This window comes from Leptospira ellinghausenii (assembly GCF_003114815.1).
GTDB classification, from domain to species: Bacteria; Spirochaetota; Leptospiria; order Leptospirales; family Leptospiraceae; genus Leptospira_A; species Leptospira_A ellinghausenii.
Map to the genome: position 1 here is coordinate 17809 of NZ_BFAZ01000008.1, position 21464 is coordinate 39272.

The following is a 21464-nucleotide window of genomic DNA, read 5'->3' on the forward strand; positions in this document are numbered from 1 at the left end:
TTTCCTTTCTGTTTGGATCATTTTTCGCCTTTGAGTCTGTCGGTAGGACTAACGATATCAGTGACACGAACACCAAAGTTTTCATCGATTACCACAACCTCACCTTTGGCGATGAGTTTGCCGTTTACAAGTAAATCGACTGGCTCACCAGCTAACTTATCTAGTTCGATGATGGAACCTTCCCCTAACCCCAAAATGTCTTTGATGTACATTTTGGTTCTTCCGAGTTCAACGGTAAGAGCCATTTGTACATCCATAAGGAGATTGAGATTGGTTTGCCCTGGTCCACCACCGGCGGTAGCAAGTGATGGAAAGTTGACACCTTTGATTCCAACAGAACCTTGTCCACCACCCATGCCCATATTGGGTTGCATGTTGACATTCATTCCGCCGGATTGTTGTTGTTGTTTTTGGCCGCCACCCTTTTGGATATCCAGGATGGAATTTGCCATAGTCAAGGAGATTACATAATAGACTTTAAAGGATCCAACACCATCAATATTCAAACTGAGGGAAGTTTTCACCAAACTACTGTCATCTGGAAGTTGTAAATCACGCCCCGAATTCACAAGCGAAATCTCTGGAGGACTACCAGACATGGTACCACCAAGTTTCATACCGATCTGAGCCGTAACAGTTCCAAGGATGGGAGCAAGCGAATCTTTTAAAGTTTGTAACTGTGCATTGTCAAGTTGACCAGGAGGAGCCATTCCTCCCATCATCACACCAGCAATTTTTGCGGCGTTTTCTTGTGCCATAACAAGACAGACTCGTCCCGCCAAACTGCCGCTAATGGTTGAATATAAACTTACCGACTTAGAGCCCAACTCTTTTTGGATGTCAGCAGAGGAGCTCGATTCGGTGGCAGGGTTCATAAAACGAGTGTTTTTTGCCAAGATCGTGCCAAGTGTGTTCCCCGCCACCTGGAATGCAGAGCCGATCACATCGGAAATAATGTCGCGGTCAATAGGAGATAGGTTGTCCGATGACGAACTGGATGCGCCACTTAAGGAAGAGAGGTCGAATGTATCATCCGCACCTTGTAGTAATGCGTCTATCTCGTCTTGTGAGAGTGAACCTTCACCCATGCCCTTTTATCTCCGGAAAAACTTAGGATAATGAGACATAATACGAATGTTTTTGTCACTCAGTTTTTTTCCGAATTGACAAAAAGTAACCAAACCTCAGTCAAAGGCGCCGGAATTTCCCTCAGCGTAGGCTCGTAAATGGTCATAGGAATAAATTCCCGTGTTGTGGTAGTCACTCCATACGATGGAAATCGCATACCGACCTACTTTGGTCCAAGAGATGAGTTTGATGGAGTCTATATGGCCAGTTGCTTGCCCCACTTTCCCACCATGACCACCACGGCAAGTCGCACAGGGGCATTTTTTACGTAGGTCTAACAACGAGTATTTGCTTCCATGCCCGTCTTTCCACTCGATATAGAGGTAGTCGTCATCGAAAGAAATTTCTTTTGGGAAGGTAGCAAGTTGTGAATTCATATTAGAATTTAACCGGTAGGCTTGTTTTTTTGGATTTAAAATGTCCGACAGTGGTTCCGTATTGGATTTTATCTCCGAGTTGGATGTTTGTCAAATCAATCGTGTCGTTTTCAAACACTAAGATCACAGTGGAACCCATTTCAAAACGACCCATCTCGGAACCTTTCTCAATCATGATAGAGACGTCTTTGTAGTGGTGTTCTTTGGCAAAACGAATCCAATTATTGGTCACAATTTTATTGTCGTAAGTGACTCGGATTTTCCCCACATTGGATGCCCCTACTTTGATCACTGCAATTTTCCCATATTCAGTTTGTAAGAAGGTGATGAGTCTCTCGTTTTTTGGGAAAAGACCTCGGATATTGAGAACCGCTAAGTCGTTTACAGGGAATAACTTTCCTGGTTCATAATAGTATCCTAAAATTTGCCCCGCAAATGGGCTGTGGATCCTATGGTAATCTTGTGGGGAAAGATAAAAGGTAATGTATTTACCGTTCGTAAAATGTGGGTAAAATTTCTCTGAACCTAACAACTCTTTTACGGAATAATCAATTCCTTTTGCTTGGATGATGGTAGATTGGTTGATATTTCCGAAACTTGTGATCTTAGAATCCGTTGGGGAAACAACTGCATTGGGAGCAGAGTCAATGATACGGGCTTCGGCACGTAGGGCACGAGTGAAAAACTGATTGAGAGAAGCATACTCTTTGATTTCAAGTTCCGCTTCACTTAAATTGATCTTATAGGCCTTTGCAAATGCCTTTAGGATCGGAATCATCATAAACCTTGGCAGTTTGAGAGTCGAAAAATAACCAAAAATTTTGGAGATTAGGTTTTTAGGAAGTAAGGTTAAAAAGAGTAAATAAATATCTTTGAAAATTTCATACCTCGCCCCTGATTCAGAGAGGTATTTTTTAAGTTCCAGATTAGCAGATTTGCCAAGTAACATGAGAGACACTAGCAGTGGAACACTTGTGATGACAGCTGCCACATACCCCCAATGCATCACAAAACTTAAAACATCAACGCCATACTTTACATATAAATAAGCAAAACCAAGTGTTGACCCAATGAATAACATCCTAAAAAAGTTAGCAAATTTTTCACCAAACACATAAAAGGCGTTCTGTTCACCACTGTAAAACCAACCAGCCAAACTCAAAACCCCAAAACATAAAAAGGACACAACAAACAAGATGACAGGAATGGAATCCTTTTGTTCCAGAATTCGACTAGGGAAAATTAAAATGGTTTCGAGGTTTACTGCCCCATAAGAGTATAAAACATACCCAACCATAGTCGCCATAATAAACCCTTCAAAGAAGGATGCTAGCATGCTCACTAATCCTTGTTTTGCGGCGTAGTCAGTTCTCACAACACCGGCAATCCCCGATGACTTTCCAACAGCAGTTTCTGTTGATAAAAAGAAAGTACTTAAGGAAACAGAAAGAGCTCTTAATACTCCAAATGCTCCTCCACCCTGTAAGGCTTTAATTGAAAATGCTTCCTTTGTTACATCTGACAAAAATCCAATAAAGGAAATCATCCCATTGGAAAAAAGGGAAATGTAGCCGAATAAAAATAACAAAATTCCAATTGGTGCAAGGACACTTGCTGCTTTTCCGACTCGCCTAACGCCACCAATGACAATGAATAATAAAATGACAGAAAGAGAAATGGGGCCAGACAATCCTGATAAACTAAGGCCTTCTTTTGTTAAGTAAGTAAGTCCAACAAAAGGGAATATACCACCAAACACAAGAACTGTCACAAGACTTGCCAAGGAAAATGCAACTGCAAGCCACTTCGCACGAAGTGCTTTTTCGATGAAGTACATGGGACCAGAAAGGTAACGGCCACTTGGAAGTTGGTTACGAAATTTGACTGCTAAGGTGGAAGAAACAAACCGTATGGGCATCACAAAAAGGCTCATGACCCAAATCCAAAAAAGAACACCAATCCCACCGTAGGCGATGGCTAGAGCAGTCCCGATGACCGAACCTGCAAGTAACGAGGAACCTATCCCTGCAAAAAAAGCTTGGGAATGAACAAGTTGCCCTTTGGACCCTTTAAAATCCATGTTTCCAGTTAGAATTTTGAGGGACAAAAAGAGGAATCGGATCTGAGGAAATCCCAATCGAAAGCTTAAGTAAACTGAGGCGAGGAGGATGAGGTAAAAATATGGGCTTAGGATGTCTGATCCTAAAATGAGATTAAACTTAGATCCGTTTTGAAAGAGTGTTTCCATATAGGTTCTTCCTCACGAAATTGGATGAAATTGTTATGTCAAGATGTATTGTAATCCTTTCGTTTCCTGTTTTTCTAATTTCCTTTCTGACAAGTGGGGACCTTACAGCAGAACCTTCTGGAATTGAAGTGGGGATGCGATATGGTGCTGGAGAAAGAATCCCAGGAAGGTTTGATGGTGACTTAAGGCAATTTTCTTCCACGTTTAACCCTCTCGTTTTTTCTGATGTAAATCTCAAAGGAGGGAAAACAACCAATCTGTATGAAGGATTTGTACGATTTTTATTAGATTCGAGAAATCGAGTTGGCTTTTATGTCGGCAGGAATGATTGGCAAAATCTGCAACTAACTGAAGTTACAAGCGATTTATACTACACAAAATTGAACTCCGAAATTTATTCTTATCATGTCCTTGGAATGTATCATTTTTCGATGCCAATCTTTCGAAATTGGGAATGGGAAAATGGAGTGGGAATGGGTTTTACTTCTGCTGATTGGAATATTCGTGGGTATTCCATCGGAGAACCACTACCCAATACTCAGTATTTCAACCAAAGAGGTAGGCTTAGAGGCAGCGGACTTGTTTATCGAGCTGAAACTGCCATCAATCACAGGTTATACGAAAATACTTTTTTCCAAATTGGAATTGGATACCATCACATCGCAATTGATAAATTTAGCGGGAATTATAACGGAGAAACATCAAGTTTTTACATTCGGGCGGATGGTCGAGTGGGTGTCATTGATGATACAAGGATCATCGATGCGACTGTGAGCACTGCACAAACATTTCGGAGGTTAGATATGAACACAGGTGCATGGACATTGTATTTTTCAGCCTTCCAAAGGTTTTTGGATTGACGATCCCAAAGAAAGGATGAAATTCTTTAAGAAAATTACATGAAATCCCCAAAAATCATTACCATCGGTATCAAAGAATTGGCCCACCAAAAGGTCATATTGGCTGCTTGGTATAACTTTCTAAAAGAAAACTTCGATGCAAAAAAAGTTTCCGCAGAAGAGTTTACATTGTTTTTACAAGCTCATGTTATGTATGATTTAGATAAAGATCAAATTGAATTGATGTTATCTGGATCAGAACCATTACTCGAAGAATTCAAAAAGTCTATATTTGGATGAACCTCCAGATCTTCGGCACAAAAAAATGCAAAGATTCTAAAAAGGCACAACTCTTCTTTCAGGAGAGACGTATTCCTTTTCAATTTATCAACTTACAAGAAAAAGAAATGAGCAAAGGGGAACTCAGATCCATACTTGGAAGTGTCAGTTTAGATGATTTGATCGATACCGAATCCAAAGTTTACGAAGACAAAAACTTAAAATACATGTTATACGATAAAGAAGAGGCTTTATTGACAAATCCCCTTCTGTTTAAAACCCCAATTGTGAGAGATGGTAAAAAAGCTACAATTGGCTTTGTTCCTGAAATTTGGAAACAGTGGTTGAGCGAATCCAAAAAATAAATGATAGAAACAAAAGTTGAAACGTTAATTCACAAATCCTTGCCTGAAGTTTTTAGTTATGTTCGCAATATGTTGAACCAAACTTCTTATAACAAAAGCATTCATTCGGTAGAAGCCATCAATCAAGATGCAACTGAATATAAAATTAAAATTGATTTAGGTATATTCCATTTAAACGAAATTTATAAAATTGAAGAAGTTGTAGAAAACAAACTAATCATTGCAAGTTGTACGGCCAATGGAATGAAGTTTACCGATAGATATGAATTTATAGAAAATGGGAACCATTGCCAATTGATCATTTCTGATAAAATGGAACTCAATGGCCTATTCAAACTGAGTGAAGGCCTTGTCAGAATGAATCTTAAATCACAAATGAATGAGAATCTACAGTCTTTAAAAAAGATTTTAGAATCTTAAACCTTTCTTACTTTTCAGAGTTTTTTCTTTTTGCATGGTCTTTTACAAGTTCTGGCAATAAAGGCAAGGAAGAATGGATCCGATGCATTTCAAGAGCAGGCCTTGCTGGGATACCGAAATATGCGGTTTTTTCCTTTGAGTCTTCCGTTAGTCCAGATAAACCTAAAAGAATAGAACCCTTTTTCATCGTTAGATGTTCTGCGACAGCAGATTGCCCTGCCAAAAAACATCCATCTTCGATGGTAACAGATCCAGCAAGTACCGTTGCACCTGCGATATAAACGTAATTACCCACTCGGCAATTATGACCAACGTGAACATGATCATCAAATTTTGTGAAATTACCAATGGTTGTAGATTCTAAGGCAGCCCTATCTACCGTACAATGTGCACCCATTTCCACATCATCACCTATAATCACATTTCCAATTTGAGGAACTTTGTAACGAACTCCCGCATAATCATAAAATCCAAATCCATCGGCGCCAATCACAGTATTTGAATGGATTAAATTTCTTTTTCCTACCTTGCAATTATAATAAATGACAACACCAGACTTGATTACTGTATCATCTCCAACTTCTACATTTGGTTCCAGAACAACATTCGGATACAATACCACATTATCACCGACAACAACATTCTCTTGGATAACGACAAAATCCATGATCGTCACATTTTCACCAATCTTAGCAGTTGGATGGATACTTGCTTTTAGTGAAACAGAAGATTGAATACTTGGCTTCTTCTCAAATAAGGAAATGACTTGAATGAATTTTACCTTGGAACCTTCTTCAGGAACAATAATAGAGTTGGGAAAGGAAGATGCTAATGAATCAATAGTCAGAGCAATTTTAACATCTGTTGCTTTTTGATGTTTATTTAAATACTTTTTTGAAGCCACATAATAGATGCTATTCGGATCAACTTCTGTATGATGTTCTAAATCTTTTATGCCATTCACTTCCAATTCACCATTACCAGTGAACTTTGCATTTAAACGTTCTGCTAACTCTTTCAGTTTCATATTCAACCCTTAGATGAGAAAAATTACGAGAAGGGACATATTTCAATCATAATTTTTGATCCTTATCTTCTGAAAAATTAGAAACTTACCGAAATTAATTATATGCATCTTTATAAAACCAACAAAGTACTAGTTTGCATTTTGTTAACTTACACTGTTCAATACTTATCTTTGCCATTTCCAGATTTGTTAGCTGAAGAAGGTGTCATTTTCGAAAATCCATATAAAAAAACTGAAAAACAAACAGACGTTACTCAATTCACAATTTATTTTTCAAAAAAATCCAATCTGATTCCCAAACAAGACCAAGTTAGACTACAATCAGTTGCAGATTTTTTATACCGAAATCGAAACTATGAGGTTATGATCAGTGCCCATGCAGTGGAAGGAAAAACAAACAAAGAGAATGTATTGATCAGCGAAAAACGATCATTAGAAGTGGAACGTTTTTTACTCATCCACTCAGTAGAACCTAACCAAATTAGACGACTTTTCTTTGGAAATTCAAAATCTCCAAACCAAACAAAAGAACATGAAGCTCTGAATCGAAGAGTTGAAATTTTACTCAAACCTATTGGTTAATTTTCTCTTCCCATTCTAACCAATCTTTCTCTGTATCGATATCATTTAATTCTGGTAAAACAGAGAATGTTAGATTAAGTTCCTTTATTTTTTCGATAGTCAAATTGAACACTAATTCCGTGCTCCACGGAATTCCTTCAAACAAAGAAGCTTTAAAATCTTTCATGCCCAATAAATAATAACCTCCATCTTTTGCTGGACCAATGACAATATCCGAATTTTCTAATGCATGATATGCATCTTCAAAAATTCGTTCAGTTAAATAGGGGCAATCTGTTCCAATGATCAAAATTTTATTAAAAGACTCATCAAATTCTTCCCGAAAGGCATCTTTCATTTTTTTGCCCAGGTCACCTTGGGATTGTTCTTTGAAAGTATACCCATTTTTAAAATATAAATTTGTTTGATTTAGAATTTGGTCCCAATAAACAGTCTTCGAAATGTTTAGTTTCGAAGTAATGTCCTCTGTGATGTGTAATAACTTCTTATAAATATCTAAGGTAGTTTTATCTCCGAGTGTCTTAGCCAAACGAGTTTTCACTTGCCCTTGGATGGGTTGTTTTGCGAAAATAATCAATTTCTTTAAATCCATATAATCCTATAACTAAAAAAGATAGAACCCAATATAAGTAAAAATAATACTCAGAAACATAGATTAGATAAGATAAGAAGGTAAGGAATACGAGTAATGCCTGCCAAATTAAATGCATCCGATTTACCACCCCCAAAAGAATGAATAAAATCCAATACCAAGGATGAATGACGGGAGACCATAGCAAAAAACAAAAATAGAAAACAAACAATCGTTTTTCCAGAGAGAAATTACAAAAACTTTTGTTCATGATTAAATAGAAAAAAAGGAGACTACACAAAGACAGTGAAAAAAATCCCGATAGGTATGCATGTCCTATCTGATTCAAAATTAAATAAAGGAAGGGTTCCAATAGTCCAGCAAAACGGAAGGAATGAAAAAACAACCCAATGCCATTACTCCCTTGTGATTCTAAATTTGCAAATACAGTCAGTTTCCACAGGATAAAGGAAAAGATTACCCCAACCAATATACAAAAATTTTTTCGTTTCTCTTTTATATAACCAAATACAAATAATATAGCATTAAATTTTAGCTGTGTTAGAATTGATAACACCATTCCTTGTTTCCAATTGCTTTTAGTTTGAAGTAAGATAAGGATCCAAGGAATTAGTAAAATCTCAGGATGCATCTGAGAGATGCCTTCAATGAGGATGATCGGATTTGCAAAATAGACCCAATAAAACTGCAATGATTCATTTCGATACCAACGCCGTATCAGTGACAAATTCAGCAAATCAACCAAAACAAAAACGATCTGAACTCCTAAAAACATAGAATGTAATAATGAATTTAGAACTGACCCTACCACAAAAAACATAAGTAAAAACAAAGGGTATACAGAGTAATAATGAGAACTATTCATATTCGAATATAAGATGTTAAAATGTCCGCCGATATTGGGGTGTAGGTTCATCCACTCACTAGGAGTGAATTCATAAGGGAATTGGCCGCTCAAAAGTATATTTGCATCAAATAGATACCGGTAAACATCGTCACTGAAATGAGGTGTTGACCCAATGACAACACATCGAAGTATAAGATTGTATAAGAAAAATATCCAAAACTGATTTTTGAATTGGTGTAGTTTTTTTCCTAAAAAGAAAAAATACAAACTTAATAAAACTGCTGAAATGATAACAATCGTAAATGAATTTCGATCAAATCCATTTACCACAAAAATCAAAAGAAAAGGATAAATGAAAAAGAGTAACATTTCACTCCCAAGTTTTTCACTTACCAAAAATAAGTAATTTAAAAAATGTATAAAGAATTTTACACCCAACTCGAAGTGACATAGAGAGAGTCCCTGATATTTTGGAAACTCCAGCTATCCTTTTTCGGTATTGAACAGGAATTTCAATCACCTTCATATTTTTTTGTAATGCTTTGATATGCATTTCAATGTTCCATCCCCATGTTGTATCTTTCATACCAAGTAGAGATAAGGATTGGTATCTGATGATTCTCAATGGCCCCATATCTGTGTAATGTCTCCCAAAGAATATTCGAATGAGAAAACATGTTAAGGCATTACCAAAAATTTGAATGGGAGAAAGTGATCCTTCTTCCGCATTTCCTAATGTCCTAGAACCAATGACTAAATCAGAATTTGTTTCGCCTATAGTATAGATGAGTCTTTGAATATCTTTTGGATCATCTGATCCATCTGCATCACAAAAAAGAATATATTCTGGCTGGTAATTATTTTTTTGGATCCAATCCAAAGCAAGAAGGCACGCATTCCCATAACCTATTTGAGGACAGTCCAATACTTTGATCCCCATTCGATTGACAATGGAGAATGTTTCGTCTTTTGAGGCATTATTTACGACAATAAAATTTTTAGTTGATAATCCTGAATTTTGAATTAGACCACTTAATGCCTTTTCAATACTTTCTTCTTCATCCCTAGCAGGAATGATACAAAGAATATTATTCTCCTCTACGTTTTTCATTTCGTTTGAATAAACTTTCCAAAGGAGTATCTTTCCTCGATTTACTTTTTACATCATAAATACTTTCGATCACAATGGAACTGTGAGGGTAAATCTCCTTAATCTGTTTTACTTTATTTCTATAAGTTTCTGGGACAGCGTTAGACGATTGAATCATATAATCTGAAGTGATATCTTTCAGACGAACATGGATTGCTTGGAACCGAAACTTGGTGATTAAATTGGATTTTGGAATAGAAGGCAATTCCCATTTAAATGTCTCACCATTTGGGATACGTAAATCACTAATTTTTTTTGCTTTGGGTGACCATTCCCATTCTTGGCCAACTTTCGATTCGTTCCTGTAAATTACATTTCCATACTGATCGATTCCTTCTATCACAAAACGATAGAACCTTTCGGGATCACCGGAGGTAACATGATGGTTTGCATTTTGATTTTGCAATTGTAATAGAATTTTTTCATTTTCCCATTTAAAATCAGAAAGGACAAGTCCTGGTTTGTATCCCAGCCGAATTTGGTCTTTGTATAAATCAAATCGTTTGGGAACTCCCCCGCCAATAAAACCATGCTTGTGGGCCACTCGCACGGGACGATGAAGAGAAGATTTTACGAACGATCGTTTCACCTCTGGTAGGTGGCAAGAAACACAAGATTTGTCTGTATTTGTACTTTTTAATTCTGTTCCTGTTTGAAAGGAACAAACCAAACTTTCGTTAAGTGTGTATGTTTCATTATGGCAATCATTACATCTATTTTTCAAAAACTCACGATTGATTTGAACTGGATGGGGAGGAGATGTACCACCTGATCCCCCAATCACATAACTTTGATGTGATTCTTTATCAACCCGAACATGGCATGTTGCACACGTAATGGCTTCTTCCTTCATCTCAGGATTAAAATTAGGATTAGGGACTTCAATTGGATCGAAATAATTTCCTCCACGTAAAGCAGTGGTAACCATTTCTCTTTGGTTTTGGACTGGTATATGACAATTAAGACAAATCCATTTGGGTGAACTAGATTTTGCTAATTCAGATTGAAATTGAACATCACTCAGAGCATTTGCATGTGTGGAAAGTTTCCACTCTTCATAAATTTCCGTATGGCAATTGCCACAGTTTTTTGCTGTAGGTGCACCTACTCCTTTTAGATCGGGAAGAGAAGGAATCGGTTTTGCCCAACTTTTCCCAGGAAACACTTCTTCAATCGGGACTTCCCTTCGATTTTCATATAGATAGTAACCAGTAACAATAGTTACAGAAATAAGTAAGAATAGAATAAAAAACTGTTTCAAGTTTATTTTTCCAATGGTAAGTCTTTGTAAGAAGACCATTCCCACATTGATCCTGAATAATTATAAGCGTTATAACCATAAGATCGTAAGATGCCAACAACAAATGCAGATCTTACACCACCAGTACAATAGGCAATGATTGGTTTTGACTTAGTAATTCCTATTTGTGTGAGTGAGTTTTCAACTTCTTCTTTTGTTTTGATTTTACCATGGTCATCAAATAAATTTTGGTAAAAAAAGGATTTTGCACCAGGGATATGGCCTCCTCTGAATTCCCCATAAGGTGTGGAACCAGAAAATTCTCGTGGTTCTCTTGTATCTAAAATTTGGTAAGAACCTATGTTTAATTGTTTGGTGATGTCATCCTTTGTGATATCTGTATGAATTTGGCTTTCTTTTTCTGCTAATAAGAAAGATTGATTCGTTTCCCCTTGAGAAACCATTTTATTTTTTCTTTGATTTACTACTTCTTTCAAAGATGACACATCTCCATCAAACCAAAACGACTTTGTATATCCAACTTCTCGTAAACTCCAGACAATCCGACCTTCTTCCCCCCATCCATTTTTTCCATCACCTAACACAATGATGAGATCAGATGTTTCAATTCCTAAACTAGAAATTTTTTTTTGGAGGATTTTTGTCTCAAGTAGTTTTCCTCGATTGGGAGTTTCTTTCTGGGAAAGGTCTTCCCAGCTGAGAACAATTGAATTTGGCATTTTTTCTTTCACACGAGAAGGAAAAGACCTAGTGTCAATTGTCTTGAATTCTGGCAATGCCAGGGTCTCTTTTGTTGTTAAGAACCAAGTTTCACCTTTGGTTTTGGGATGAGGTTTGGATGGACCTGCCGTTAATTGTAACCAAAGGGCCCAAAATAATGAAATGGCAAATAGATAAACTCCATAGGTTTTCTGGATTTTCATACAATTCCCCTCCCAATTCAACATTAAGACTCTTCTAAGACGAATTTTCGTCAATAAAATAAACATTTCCTCCAAGAAAGCGAATTTTTCTTGCCAATTTGAGTCCAATCTGTAGAACCTTTTGTAGGAGGATTCATATGAAACTCGGGTTTTATCCAGATGTCGTCAATGAAAATGTCACAAGGATTGTCGCATCAACAGTTGTTGTTTTTGGTGTCGTTGCCATCATATTTCCGAATCTCGTTGTGTTAGGTTTACTTCTGTTGGGGTTTTTACTCCGGTTGAGTTATGGGCCAAAATGGGAACCATTTGCTTTTTTTACATCTCGGTATTTAGTTCCTTGGCTCGGGATCTCTTTTGTTCCAAGCGCTGGACCACCAAAACGTTTTGCCCAACTTATCGGGTTTTCATTTAGTCTAACAGCAATTATATTGTTTTTGAATGGTCTTTTTTTATCTTACCAAATTGTCCTCGCAACCCTTGTGTTTTTTGCATCTCTTGAATCATTCTTAGGATGGTGTGCAGGTTGTTTTATGTTTGGATTACTGATGAAAGTGGGAGTCATCCCAGAAGAAGTTTGTGAACGTTGCAACAATCTAAATTTTAATAAATAGTAACTGTCATTTGATTGATTGGTTTTTATTTTCGAGCACAATTCTGGTTACTGCTTTTTTTCTAAAAGTAGTAACCTTACCAAACCAATTTTTTAACATACATTTTAAATCCTTACTTTTCCTTGGTCTAGGACTTAGAATCCTTTGTTTATTTCTAGATCCAATATGGGAAGATGATTGGGCACGTTACCTTTGGGAGGGGCAACTCATTCGTAACTTGATTTCGCCGTATGAAGTTTCACCATCTCAGTTTTTCTCCTTTGATTCCCATGATTCATTTTCATCAGAAATTCTTTCTAATATCAATCATCCTGATTGGACAACGATCTATAGCCCATTTGTTTTATTCTATTTTTCCCTTTTTACCTACGGATATTCAACATTTCTATTAAAAACTAGTTATTTAATTTTCGAGGCGATATCTATCTGGTTTTTCAATCGATCACATTGGAAAAAACCAATTCTTCTCTTTTGGATATATCCAGTTTATACCAAAGAAGTCTATGCCAATATGCATTTCGAAGTTTTAGTAATCATATTCTTTTGGATGTATTGGTATTTCTTAAAAAATAAAAAATACAATCAAAGTGGCATTGTATTTGGATTACTTTTACATACAAAATTATTGGCAGTTATATATGGAATTTTTCTTTTTCCCTATGTTTTTTTCCATAAGAAAAAACATTACATACTTCAATCTTTAAATTTCCTTTTATCATTTTTGATTGGATTTTTTAGTTTTTACTTTCTTTACCTTCTTGTATTTTCAAAATTTACTGATTTTGGAATCAACAACTTACAAAAATTTGGTGATTCATTTACCTTTAACCAAATTTATGAACCTATTTGGAGGTTTTGTTTTTCGATAAACCTTAGAAGTGTTCCGTTTTTCTTTCAATTTATTCTTTTATATATTTACCTTTACCTACTGATCCCTCAAAAAAAAAGAAACCTAAGGTTCATTCTGTTATGCAGGAAATACCATTTTGTTTTTTATTTGGGGTATTTTTTTCTTACCCTACTCCCTGTTTACAACCCTTGGTATTTTTTAATCCTGATCCCTCTCATTGCCATTTCTCGTAACCAATCAGTACTCCCTTGGATTTTAATTTCCGTCTTTCAATTTTCTTACCTAACAAACATTCGATTACGCATACCTTACCAATTTTTTTACGAAATTTCGGACCAAATTCTCCTCCTCCAAGCACTGATTTCCATTATTTGTCTCTTCTACTATTTCTCCCAAATATTCATTTTACTTTACAATTTATCCAATATATCGAACATGACTAAGAAAGGATGATGTCATGGAAGGACAATACGAGGAAACTACAGAACGAAACACATCGGACCAAACGGTTGAAGAGGTCTTAACAGTCGTACTTGGCGAAACTTTGAAACGACGTAGGCTCGAACTTGGTCTTTCTATGGAAAAACTCTCACAATTATCAACTGTCAGCCGGGGAATGCTCGGGCTCATTGAATCTGGAAAAACCACACCTAGCATTGGTATTTTATGGAAACTTTCCAAAACTCTCAGGATCCCGATTGGTGAAATGATTCCTGATTTGTTTTCTCAATCCCCACGTTTTATCGCAGCCAATGAAGGGAAAGTGTGGGCATCACAAAAATACCCAATAAAATCAAGGGTTTTATACCAAGAAGAAAGGGAACGATTTAACATTGTGGAATGGATTTTAGAACAAGGAAAATTAACCCAATTCCAACACCTCCCCCAAGCCCATGATATTAAAATTTACCAAGTCAGTGGAACTTCCAAAATCAAACTGAAACACAAATCCTTCCAATTAGAAGTTGGGGATAGTCTCTTTTTCCCGATTTCAGAACTTGATTCGATAGAGAATGGTTCTGACATTCCAGCGAAGTTTTTATGGATCTCATCTAAGAAATTTCGATAATCATTTCCTATCATTCGTTTTCCAACTTCCTCTTTTGAAACTCTGTTGTCCACTTTGGAAATTTGTCCAAAATAATATACGCTATTGCAGAGTTTCCCTCTGTTAAATCAAATTTCAACTTTTTCCTTCACCCCCTGTTTTTATTTTAGAGAAACCAATCTCCTCATTCTTTGGTGCAAGCCCCTACAGAGAAAGGATTGGAATTCAAATGAAGGATTCAATATGAAAACAAGTCTTCAACATCAGTTGGTAGCACTTTTTACCGCGGGGTTTCTCGGAGCCTGCGGTGGAAACAACCAAAATGATGATCAAAAAAACCTACTCTTAGCGGCACTAGCGCTTTCGAATGGGATCAAAGTAAATACAGCAGTAGACCTGGCAAAAGAGTCTAACGACGATTATAACTTAAATGAATATGGACTTATCACTCCACAAACTTTAGGTAAGTGGGTTAATAATTGGTCATCTACTAAACCGAATGGAATAACAGGTAAACTCGTCATTTTACAAAATGGTCCAAGTGCCACTGTTGGAAAAGAATACATCGCAGGGAATGGAAACGATGTGGTCGTTTATTCCTTCACTTTTTCTGACGGTGCTAATGCGTTAGACGGTGGAGATGGGTTTAGCCAAAAACGAAATAGTGGACTTAGTGATACCGTATCCATCATTGCCAATGGACCAAAAATCGATGCTATCTTAAATCGTTTTGGCATTGATCCTGTTAATGACTTGGTTGTCTTTGTTTCTTCTGCTAACGCAGCCAGCCATGTCCAAGGAACACTTCGTGGCTTTTATTCCTTTAGGTATTGGGGATTTGATCATAAAAATTTAGCCTTCCTAAATGGAACACTTCCTCGACTAGCTGTAACTGATGGAAATTTTGTACCATTTAGTACAACAACAAACACGCCACCTAACTTAAATAATCGGTACAGTGTCAAAAGTCTAAGGGTAGACAATACAATCCTTATGTTACCCGTAGAAGATGTGATTAAAGCTGTAAAAGATCCAAACAACGTCAATATAGCGGGGATCACATCGAGTGTTTTTGTATCAGATGCAAGGTCTTCATCAGGGAGTAGCAACGAATACAATGGTGTGATTCGAAGTACAACTTCTGAAGTCTCTGGAAAATACGTAGGATTTGAAGGTCATATCAAAGGAGCTAAAGACGTACCTTGGACAGGATTATTGGATACAGAGTTTCGATTCAAACCAAAATCTGATCTCAAAGCATATTATGATGCGAGAGGGTACCAAAAGGGTCAAACAGCAATCCAACTTTGCAGAACCAATAATCGATCCCAAGTTACTGGGTTTTCCTACATTGCGATATTAGGTTACCCTTCTACTTATTATGATGGTAGTTGGATTGAATGGGGTAGTTTAACAGGTGGTGGACCAGCTCCAAAACTCCCACCAGACTCACCGTATAGAACTGATATTCCTGAACTATCGGATATTATCACTTACAATGTGGCTGGTGACGTTGATCCAAACTTGCCAACTAACTTAAATTCGTTTGCTACTACATCTCGAAAAATCATCGAAGAAGACAAAGCTTACAAACGATAAACCAACATAACCACTAAGTGAATAGATCCGCTATTCTCTTGGTGGTTATTAATGAATTAATACAGAAACAGGGAAAGTTTTATGAAATATATAGTTCAATTTTTATTCGGAAGTTTATTACTAACAAATATCATACTTGCATCTGGTGGTATCGGTGGTGGTGGGATCGCCAATATTCCCCAAGGCCAAGATCGTGAGAAATACCATTTAGGGAAAGCAATCTTCAACCAAGAGCTTAGTCTTGAAAAGCAAACAAATATTAACGCCAATGATCAAGACGAAAGATTGGAATACTTACAAGGAAGTTTACCCAATACAGAAAAACGTAGGGTCAACTTACCAGACTTATCTGGTAAACTCACAGAGGAACAATTACAAGCATTAGAATACTTTGTCCAAATTCGTTTTAACATTAAATTACCAGAAAAAAAGAAGGATAAAGAATGAAAATACCCTTTCCATTTTTAAAAATATCCTTACTTCTATTTTCTCTTTCCATATCGAGTTTGTATTCCCAACAAGCTTGGGCTCCTTATGAGAGGCAACTTTGGGTACGTCCCGTATTCATTCATTCTGAATATGACAGTGCTTTTCTTGCAGGTCAAAAGGCAAAATATGATGACAATGTGAGAATTTCAGTTGCGAATTTAGCTTTAGAATATGGAATCACAGATCGCCTAACAGCTGACCTAACGATAGGTTTTGGTAAACTAGGACGACATCGGATTTTTAATCGTTATTTAGGATTACAACAAACTCCAGAAGTCCCAGACAAATACGGTTTTATGGATACACGGTTTGGATTACGCTACAAACTAGTCGATGAGTTTGACTCAAAATACAGATGGATGCCAACTATTTCGTTACGAGTAGGCGGAATCAAACGAGGTGATTATGACCGGAATCCTCAATCCTTAGGAGATGGAGCGAGTGGCGGTGAGGTCAATTTGTATCTGGCAAAAGATTTTGGTGTTTGGGGAATGGGTGGACTTGGTGAATTGTCTTACCGGAAAAGAGAAAACCCTGTTCCAGATGATATCCTCTATTATTCAGCCCTTTACAAACGATTCTTTGAATCCTTATTCCTAACGATTGGTATGCGAGGACAAATTGGCCAAGGTGGTTATGCTTACGCTGATCCAAGGCAACAACCTCCATGGAATTTAGTTCGTTACCCTCAACCTAGTGTTTACGGCATCAATCCTTACGATGTTTATGTACAAAATGAACGACCTGCATGGGGAAGGAAAGAAGTCTTTCATAATGCAGAATTAGGATTTAGTTACGTAGATAGTTTTGGGAACTTCTACACTTTATTTTATTCAGAAACCATTGCAGGTTATAACACAGCAAAGTTACAAACTGTCGGCTTTGCCATCACTTTACCTTATAACTTATAAGAGGAAACAATGCGATATCCAAAATATAAACTACTGATTCTTTTTTTATTTGCTGTTCTAAGTTGCAAAGGCCAACCTGAGTATGCTTTTTTACCTCAGAACCTTAAAATTGACTTAACGCCCTTTCTTTTTAGAAACTATACTCCGTTAGAACTTGCGACTCTTTCCAATTCGGATTACAACCAGAACCAAAGTGGGCTGATTACAGGGACAAAACTTTCGAGGTTTTTATCCAATTGGTCAACAAACAAACCTAATTACGTTTTTGGAAATCTAATAGTATTTCAAATTCAGTCTTCAGGTTCAAGCGGAAGGTTTGTATTTTTTGATGGAAAACAAACATATGCATACCCTGTTTCGAATCTAAACGAATTGTTAACAGATACAAGAGATGATGGTGTTTTATCAGTTGATGGGATTGTAGGCAAAGGTAAAAAAATCTCTGATTTTTTTGCAATTTATGGAATTGATCCGGCGATTGATTATGTTGTATTTGCCCAAGACACTTCAAATTTATCAAATTTATCATCGGCTACTTTTGCCTACTATGCGTTATTGTATTGGGGATTCCCAAAGGAAAGGTTGGCAGTTCTCAATGGATCGATTGCAGATTTAACAGCTTCCAATACTCTTTTTACAACACCTTCATATAATTACGCGAATAGCAATAGAGCTGGTCTTACCAAAACTTTGTTACGTGATCATACATCGATACAACTCACGATTGGAGATCTCATTCACTCCATAAAGAATGGAAATTCTAATCTGGAAGAAGTAGATCCAGTCCCCGTTGAAGGTTATTACTTAATTGATGGCAGACCTAATGCAGCATTTACTGGAACAACTAACTCTACAGCATCAGGTTCAAAATACACAAATTGTACAACCAAAACAAATGCTAGTTTTGTTTCCAATTCCTGTGTAACGACGTATGAAGGGAGAGTGAAATCGGCAACAAATCTGGTTCCAACCGATTTATATGACGGAACTAGTTTTCAATTCAAGTCCTTTTTACAGCTAGGAACTTACTTAACTAACACTGGCTATATTGACCAGAAGTTAATCTATTTGTATGGGGAAGAAGGGATTCGCACTTCGGTTGTATGGTTTGTCTTACACCAGATCCTCGGAAAACCAACACGGTTTTATGAAGCAGGTTGGAAACAATTCGGTGCTTTAGGATTACGTTCACCAACTTCTGGTTCCAGTCCTAGTGCCATTACCCAACCTGCCTCCTATTGGAGGACAGACATTTCTGCACTTGCAGACGCCATTACCTCAAATGCTGACGCCAACGTACCAAATTACCAGTTAGACTTTACCAGACAATTTACAAAATCTTCGAATAAAATCAGATCCGAAGATAAGTTGTTTTTACGGGGAAGTAGTACAAGTGGGGGAACTAGTGGTGGGAGTGGTGCTCCCTCTGGTGGTGGAGGAAATGCTTGCGGTGGATAATCAATCGTAAATAACATTCTAAGAGATGAAGTTTCCTACTTTACAACTGACGATAATGTTTTGTGTTTCAATCAATTTCTTCAGTTGTAAAGAGAATTCATTTCATGTTGATCATTGGAAACATCCCTTACCTCTGTTAAATGGTTCAAACCAGGGGAAACAATTACAACTTTCCTCCATGGAATCCAATATGGATCCAAAACAATGTGCCCGTTGCCATGAAGACCAGTGGAAATCTTGGAAGAATAGTTTTCATGCGAAGTCCATTGGGAATGGACTGATCTGGCAAAAACAAGTATTAGATTCAAAGGAATTTAACAATTGTTTAAATTGCCATTCCCCTTTATTAGAAACTAAAGTTGAACTTTCCGGAACATTACGTACAAATGAAATCTTCCAATCCCAAAAACAACATTTCCCTGAAGGAATTTCGAATCCATCTATACAATGTGCAAGTTGCCATATCCGAAATCAAACATGGTATGGTCCTCCAAGAAAAACATTAAATCAAAATAAAACTGAAGATGATTTCTTTCCGCATAACGGATTTCAGGCGAAATCAGAATTTGAGAACTCACTTTTTTGTAAATCCTGTCATGAAAGTCCTAAGTATGGAGTGTTTTTGAATGGGAAACAACTGATGGAAGTCTACAAAGAATGGGAGAACTCATCATTTGCCAAACAAGATTTCCAATGCCAAAATTGCCATATGCCCAACAGGGAACATTCTTGGAAAGGAATTCATGATCCAGAATTTGTGAGAAAGTCTGTACAACCTTCTTGGAAACTGGAAAGGATATCCAATGGTGAAATTCGAATCTATGCAGAACTTAAATCTATCGCCGTTGGTCACAAATTCCCAACTTACTTGGTGCCAAAAGTTTATTTACGATTTTATACAATCGAGACAAACGGAAAAAAAACGTTAATCGAAGAATCCATCATTGGAAGGCTTGTCAATACGAATCTTTCAGAAGAATACTATGACACAAGAATAGCACCTAACGATAAACATACGATAGACTTTACATACAAATTGAACAATTTGAAGATAGAAAAAATAGAATGGGAAACTATAGTTGATCCAGATGAACACTATGTTCGCAGTTTTGAAGAAAGTTTAATTGAAAAGAGTGAATTTTTATCCAAGGAAACTAAAAAACAGTTAGAACTTTCTCTTTCCGAAAAAAGAGAAAGTCTATACAAATTGTTTACTTTGAGTTTACCAATGCCTGTTTTACTTCGACAATGATGTCATCTATGTGTTCCAGCCCCACAGAAACCCGAATGAGTCCGGGTTTTATCCCCACTGCCAACCTTTCCTCTTCCGTAAGTTTGGAATGTGTGGTTGTTGTAGGATGTGTCACAGTGGTTCTTGTATCTCCCAAATTAGCAGTTAAAGAAAACCATTTGAGTGCATCCAAGAATTTTTTAGCCCTTTCGACTCCACCTTTTATCACGAAGGAAACAATTCCTCCACCAGATCGCATTTGTTTTTTAGCAACCGCATAACCTGGGTCATTCGGCAAAAAAGGATACCTTACTAGTTCCACATCAGCTGATTCTTGTAAAAATGTGGCAAGTTTCATCGCATTTTCCGCATGGCGGTCCATTCGAACTGCCAATGTTTCCAAACTTTTTGATATGATCCAAGCATTCATAGGTGAGAGTGAAGGACCAGTGTTTCTTGCCATATACCGGATCGGTTGGATGAGTTCTTTTTTACCTAAAATCACACCAGCAATTACTCTACCTTGACCATCTAAGTATTTTGTTGCAGAATGGATCACAATGTCTGCTCCGAAGTCTGCAGGCCTTTGCACATAGGGAGAACAAAAACAATTGTCAACTATGAGAATGACTTTTTTCTTTTTGCATAAAGTGCCTACCCATTCCAAGTCAACGATATCAAGCCCTGGATTAGAAGGTGTTTCAATGTAAAGGATCTTGGTATTTTCTTTGATGGCCGATTCCCAGTCCTCTGGTTTATCCATGTCAACATAAGTTGTCGTTACACCAAACCGTGGTAAGATGTTCGCAAAAATTTGATGTGTAGATCCAAAAATTGCTCTTGCCGATACTATGTGATCCCCTGATTTTACAAGTCCAAAAATAGAGGTAAACACAGCAGACATTCCAGACGCAGTGGCGATTCCATCTTCTGTGTGCTCTAAGGCACATAATTTTTCGATAAGTTCGGTTGTATTGGGATTGGAAAACCGAGTGTATTGGTTTCCAGTTACCTCTTCCGCAAAAAGTGCCCTCGCATGTTCGGCATCATCAAATACAAAGCTGGATGTTAAAAATAAGGGGGTCGAATGTTCTTTTTCCCCAGTACGTTTCGTTTGGATGCGGATGGCTTCAGTTTCAAAATGTTCAAACATGTCTTCTACCAAACTTAGTGAAGAGCATACGAATTCATCATTTTTTTTGGAAAATATCTGCTATAGAATCGAA

The 21464-nt window shown here is 37.1% G+C and carries 23 protein-coding genes; 13 read left to right on the forward strand and 10 right to left on the reverse strand.

All coding sequences use genetic code 11. From position 1 onward, the window contains the following. Window positions 1-17: 17 nt before the first annotated feature. From fliN to asd, 3 genes are all read right to left on the reverse strand, one after another. A complete protein-coding gene (fliN, locus tag DI076_RS07260) occupies window positions 18-1088 on the reverse strand; it encodes a flagellar motor switch protein FliN (RefSeq protein WP_108959294.1) in 1071 nt (356 codons plus the stop codon). 96 nt (window positions 1089-1184) lie between these two features. Continuing rightward, window positions 1185-1505 (reverse strand): DUF971 domain-containing protein, encoded by a 321-nt coding sequence (locus DI076_RS07265; protein ID WP_100718993.1) that lies wholly within the window; start codon window positions 1503-1505, stop codon window positions 1185-1187. A gap of 1 nt (window position 1506) precedes the next feature. Further along, entirely contained in the window at window positions 1507-3753 is a 2247-nt protein-coding gene (asd, locus tag DI076_RS07270) for an archaetidylserine decarboxylase (protein WP_108959295.1), read from the reverse strand. Window positions 3754-3788: 35 nt separating this feature from the next. Here asd and DI076_RS07275 point away from each other — a divergent pair, with 35 nt between their 5' ends. The 4 genes from DI076_RS07275 to DI076_RS07290 are packed head-to-tail and all read left to right on the forward strand — an operon-like array spanning window position 3789 to window position 5656. After that, entirely contained in the window at window positions 3789-4613 is an 825-nt protein-coding gene (locus tag DI076_RS07275) for an LIC_11366 family protein (RefSeq protein WP_108959501.1), read from the forward strand. A gap of 39 nt (window positions 4614-4652) precedes the next feature. Continuing rightward, on the forward strand, window positions 4653-4892 hold the full coding sequence (locus DI076_RS07280) for a hypothetical protein (protein WP_108959296.1): 240 nt from the start codon (window positions 4653-4655) through the stop codon (window positions 4890-4892). Beyond that, window positions 4889-5236, forward strand: coding sequence for an arsenate reductase family protein (locus tag DI076_RS07285; protein WP_108959297.1), 348 nt, complete (start codon window positions 4889-4891; stop codon window positions 5234-5236). The genes DI076_RS07280 and DI076_RS07285 overlap by 4 nt, the downstream gene beginning before the upstream one ends. Beyond that, window positions 5237-5656, forward strand: coding sequence for an SRPBCC family protein (locus DI076_RS07290; protein WP_108959298.1), 420 nt, complete (start codon window positions 5237-5239; stop codon window positions 5654-5656). It begins immediately after the preceding gene. A 7-nt stretch (window positions 5657-5663) separates the two neighbouring features. On the opposite strand, the gene lpxD is transcribed toward DI076_RS07290, so the two are convergent. Further along, the gene (gene lpxD, locus DI076_RS07295) at window positions 5664-6683 is read right to left on the reverse strand and encodes a UDP-3-O-(3-hydroxymyristoyl)glucosamine N-acyltransferase (RefSeq protein WP_108959299.1); all 1020 of its coding nucleotides are present in this window, start codon (window positions 6681-6683) and stop codon (window positions 5664-5666) included. 102 nt (window positions 6684-6785) lie between these two features. Here lpxD and DI076_RS07300 point away from each other — a divergent pair, with 102 nt between their 5' ends. Then, a complete protein-coding gene (locus DI076_RS07300) occupies window positions 6786-7265 on the forward strand; it encodes an OmpA family protein (RefSeq protein WP_108959300.1) in 480 nt (159 codons plus the stop codon). Here DI076_RS07300 and DI076_RS07305 read toward each other — a convergent pair. From DI076_RS07305 to DI076_RS07325, 5 genes are read right to left on the reverse strand one after another with little or no spacing between them, the layout of a single operon-like run. Continuing rightward, on the reverse strand, window positions 7255-7794 hold the full coding sequence (locus tag DI076_RS07305) for a TIGR04282 family arsenosugar biosynthesis glycosyltransferase (protein WP_369689761.1): 540 nt from the start codon (window positions 7792-7794) through the stop codon (window positions 7255-7257). The genes DI076_RS07300 and DI076_RS07305 overlap by 11 nt on opposite strands. After that, entirely contained in the window at window positions 7787-9073 is a 1287-nt protein-coding gene (locus DI076_RS07310; protein WP_108959502.1) for an MptA/MptB family glycosyltransferase, read from the reverse strand. Before DI076_RS07310 ends, DI076_RS07305 begins: the two co-directional genes overlap by 8 nt. Window positions 9074-9089: 16 nt before the next feature. Beyond that, window positions 9090-9815: a glycosyltransferase family 2 protein gene (locus DI076_RS07315; RefSeq protein ID WP_108959302.1), complete on the reverse strand. Its 726-nt coding sequence runs from the start codon at window positions 9813-9815 to the stop codon at window positions 9090-9092. Beyond that, window positions 9793-11115 (reverse strand): multiheme c-type cytochrome, encoded by a 1323-nt coding sequence (locus DI076_RS07320; protein ID WP_245918321.1) that lies wholly within the window; start codon window positions 11113-11115, stop codon window positions 9793-9795. The genes DI076_RS07315 and DI076_RS07320 overlap by 23 nt, the downstream gene beginning before the upstream one ends. A 2-nt stretch (window positions 11116-11117) precedes the next feature. Further along, window positions 11118-12038 carry a sulfurtransferase gene (locus tag DI076_RS07325; protein ID WP_108959304.1) on the reverse strand — a complete coding sequence of 307 codons (921 nt, stop codon included), beginning with the start codon at window positions 12036-12038 and terminating at the stop codon, window positions 11118-11120. A gap of 137 nt (window positions 12039-12175) precedes the next feature. Here DI076_RS07325 and DI076_RS07330 point away from each other — a divergent pair, with 137 nt between their 5' ends. The 8 genes from DI076_RS07330 (at window position 12176) to DI076_RS07365 (ending at window position 20259) form a co-directional block, all read left to right on the forward strand. Then, on the forward strand, window positions 12176-12652 hold the full coding sequence (locus DI076_RS07330; protein WP_108959305.1) for a DUF4395 domain-containing protein: 477 nt from the start codon (window positions 12176-12178) through the stop codon (window positions 12650-12652). 10 nt (window positions 12653-12662) lie between these two features. Next, the gene (locus tag DI076_RS07335; protein WP_245918322.1) at window positions 12663-13955 is read left to right on the forward strand and encodes a hypothetical protein; all 1293 of its coding nucleotides are present in this window, start codon (window positions 12663-12665) and stop codon (window positions 13953-13955) included. Between the two features lie 4 nt (window positions 13956-13959). After that, a complete protein-coding gene (locus DI076_RS07340; RefSeq protein ID WP_108959306.1) occupies window positions 13960-14571 on the forward strand; it encodes an XRE family transcriptional regulator in 612 nt (203 codons plus the stop codon). Window positions 14572-14793: 222 nt separating this feature from the next. Continuing rightward, complete coding sequence (locus tag DI076_RS07345) at window positions 14794-16149, forward strand: rhodanese-like domain-containing protein (protein ID WP_108959307.1); 1356 nt, start codon at window positions 14794-14796, stop codon at window positions 16147-16149. Window positions 16150-16230: 81 nt separating this feature from the next. After that, on the forward strand, window positions 16231-16596 hold the full coding sequence (locus DI076_RS07350) for a hypothetical protein (RefSeq protein ID WP_108959308.1): 366 nt from the start codon (window positions 16231-16233) through the stop codon (window positions 16594-16596). Then, window positions 16593-17549: a hypothetical protein gene (locus DI076_RS07355; protein ID WP_108959309.1), complete on the forward strand. Its 957-nt coding sequence runs from the start codon at window positions 16593-16595 to the stop codon at window positions 17547-17549. Before DI076_RS07350 ends, DI076_RS07355 begins: the two co-directional genes overlap by 4 nt. Before the next feature lie 9 nt (window positions 17550-17558). Next, window positions 17559-19007, forward strand: coding sequence for a rhodanese (locus DI076_RS07360; protein ID WP_108959310.1), 1449 nt, complete (start codon window positions 17559-17561; stop codon window positions 19005-19007). Between the two features lie 190 nt (window positions 19008-19197). Continuing rightward, a complete protein-coding gene (locus tag DI076_RS07365) occupies window positions 19198-20259 on the forward strand; it encodes a multiheme c-type cytochrome (protein WP_245918323.1) in 1062 nt (353 codons plus the stop codon). Here DI076_RS07365 and DI076_RS07370 read toward each other — a convergent pair. Further along, a complete protein-coding gene (locus tag DI076_RS07370) occupies window positions 20219-21391 on the reverse strand; it encodes a trans-sulfuration enzyme family protein (RefSeq protein WP_108959312.1) in 1173 nt (390 codons plus the stop codon). The genes DI076_RS07365 and DI076_RS07370 overlap by 41 nt on opposite strands. Between the last annotated feature and the right edge of the window lie 73 nt (window positions 21392-21464).

Excerpts from the sequence above, each read along its gene's own strand:
- fliN (WP_108959294.1), bottom strand. The coding sequence starts at position 1,088 with ATGGGTGAAGGTTCACTCTCACAAGACGAGATAGACGCATTACTACAA.
- DI076_RS07265 (WP_100718993.1), bottom strand. The coding sequence starts at position 1,505 with ATGAATTCACAACTTGCTACCTTCCCAAAAGAAATTTCTTTCGATGAC.
- asd (WP_108959295.1), bottom strand. The coding sequence starts at position 3,753 with ATGGAAACACTCTTTCAAAACGGATCTAAGTTTAATCTCATTTTAGGA.
- DI076_RS07275 (WP_108959501.1), top strand. The coding sequence starts at position 3,789 with ATGTCAAGATGTATTGTAATCCTTTCGTTTCCTGTTTTTCTAATTTCC.
- DI076_RS07280 (WP_108959296.1), top strand. The coding sequence starts at position 4,653 with ATGAAATCCCCAAAAATCATTACCATCGGTATCAAAGAATTGGCCCAC.
- DI076_RS07285 (WP_108959297.1), top strand. The coding sequence starts at position 4,889 with ATGAACCTCCAGATCTTCGGCACAAAAAAATGCAAAGATTCTAAAAAG.
- DI076_RS07290 (WP_108959298.1), top strand. The coding sequence starts at position 5,237 with ATGATAGAAACAAAAGTTGAAACGTTAATTCACAAATCCTTGCCTGAA.
- lpxD (WP_108959299.1), bottom strand. The coding sequence starts at position 6,683 with ATGAAACTGAAAGAGTTAGCAGAACGTTTAAATGCAAAGTTCACTGGT.
- DI076_RS07300 (WP_108959300.1), top strand. The coding sequence starts at position 6,786 with ATGCATCTTTATAAAACCAACAAAGTACTAGTTTGCATTTTGTTAACT.
- DI076_RS07310 (WP_108959502.1), bottom strand. The coding sequence starts at position 9,073 with ATGTTACTCTTTTTCATTTATCCTTTTCTTTTGATTTTTGTGGTAAAT.
- DI076_RS07315 (WP_108959302.1), bottom strand. The coding sequence starts at position 9,815 with ATGAAAAACGTAGAGGAGAATAATATTCTTTGTATCATTCCTGCTAGG.
- DI076_RS07325 (WP_108959304.1), bottom strand. The coding sequence starts at position 12,038 with ATGAAAATCCAGAAAACCTATGGAGTTTATCTATTTGCCATTTCATTA.
- DI076_RS07330 (WP_108959305.1), top strand. The coding sequence starts at position 12,176 with ATGAAACTCGGGTTTTATCCAGATGTCGTCAATGAAAATGTCACAAGG.
- DI076_RS07340 (WP_108959306.1), top strand. The coding sequence starts at position 13,960 with ATGGAAGGACAATACGAGGAAACTACAGAACGAAACACATCGGACCAA.
- DI076_RS07345 (WP_108959307.1), top strand. The coding sequence starts at position 14,794 with ATGAAAACAAGTCTTCAACATCAGTTGGTAGCACTTTTTACCGCGGGG.
- DI076_RS07350 (WP_108959308.1), top strand. The coding sequence starts at position 16,231 with ATGAAATATATAGTTCAATTTTTATTCGGAAGTTTATTACTAACAAAT.
- DI076_RS07355 (WP_108959309.1), top strand. The coding sequence starts at position 16,593 with ATGAAAATACCCTTTCCATTTTTAAAAATATCCTTACTTCTATTTTCT.
- DI076_RS07360 (WP_108959310.1), top strand. The coding sequence starts at position 17,559 with ATGCGATATCCAAAATATAAACTACTGATTCTTTTTTTATTTGCTGTT.
- DI076_RS07365 (WP_245918323.1), top strand. The coding sequence starts at position 19,198 with ATGGATCCAAAACAATGTGCCCGTTGCCATGAAGACCAGTGGAAATCT.
- DI076_RS07370 (WP_108959312.1), bottom strand. The coding sequence starts at position 21,391 with ATGTTTGAACATTTTGAAACTGAAGCCATCCGCATCCAAACGAAACGT.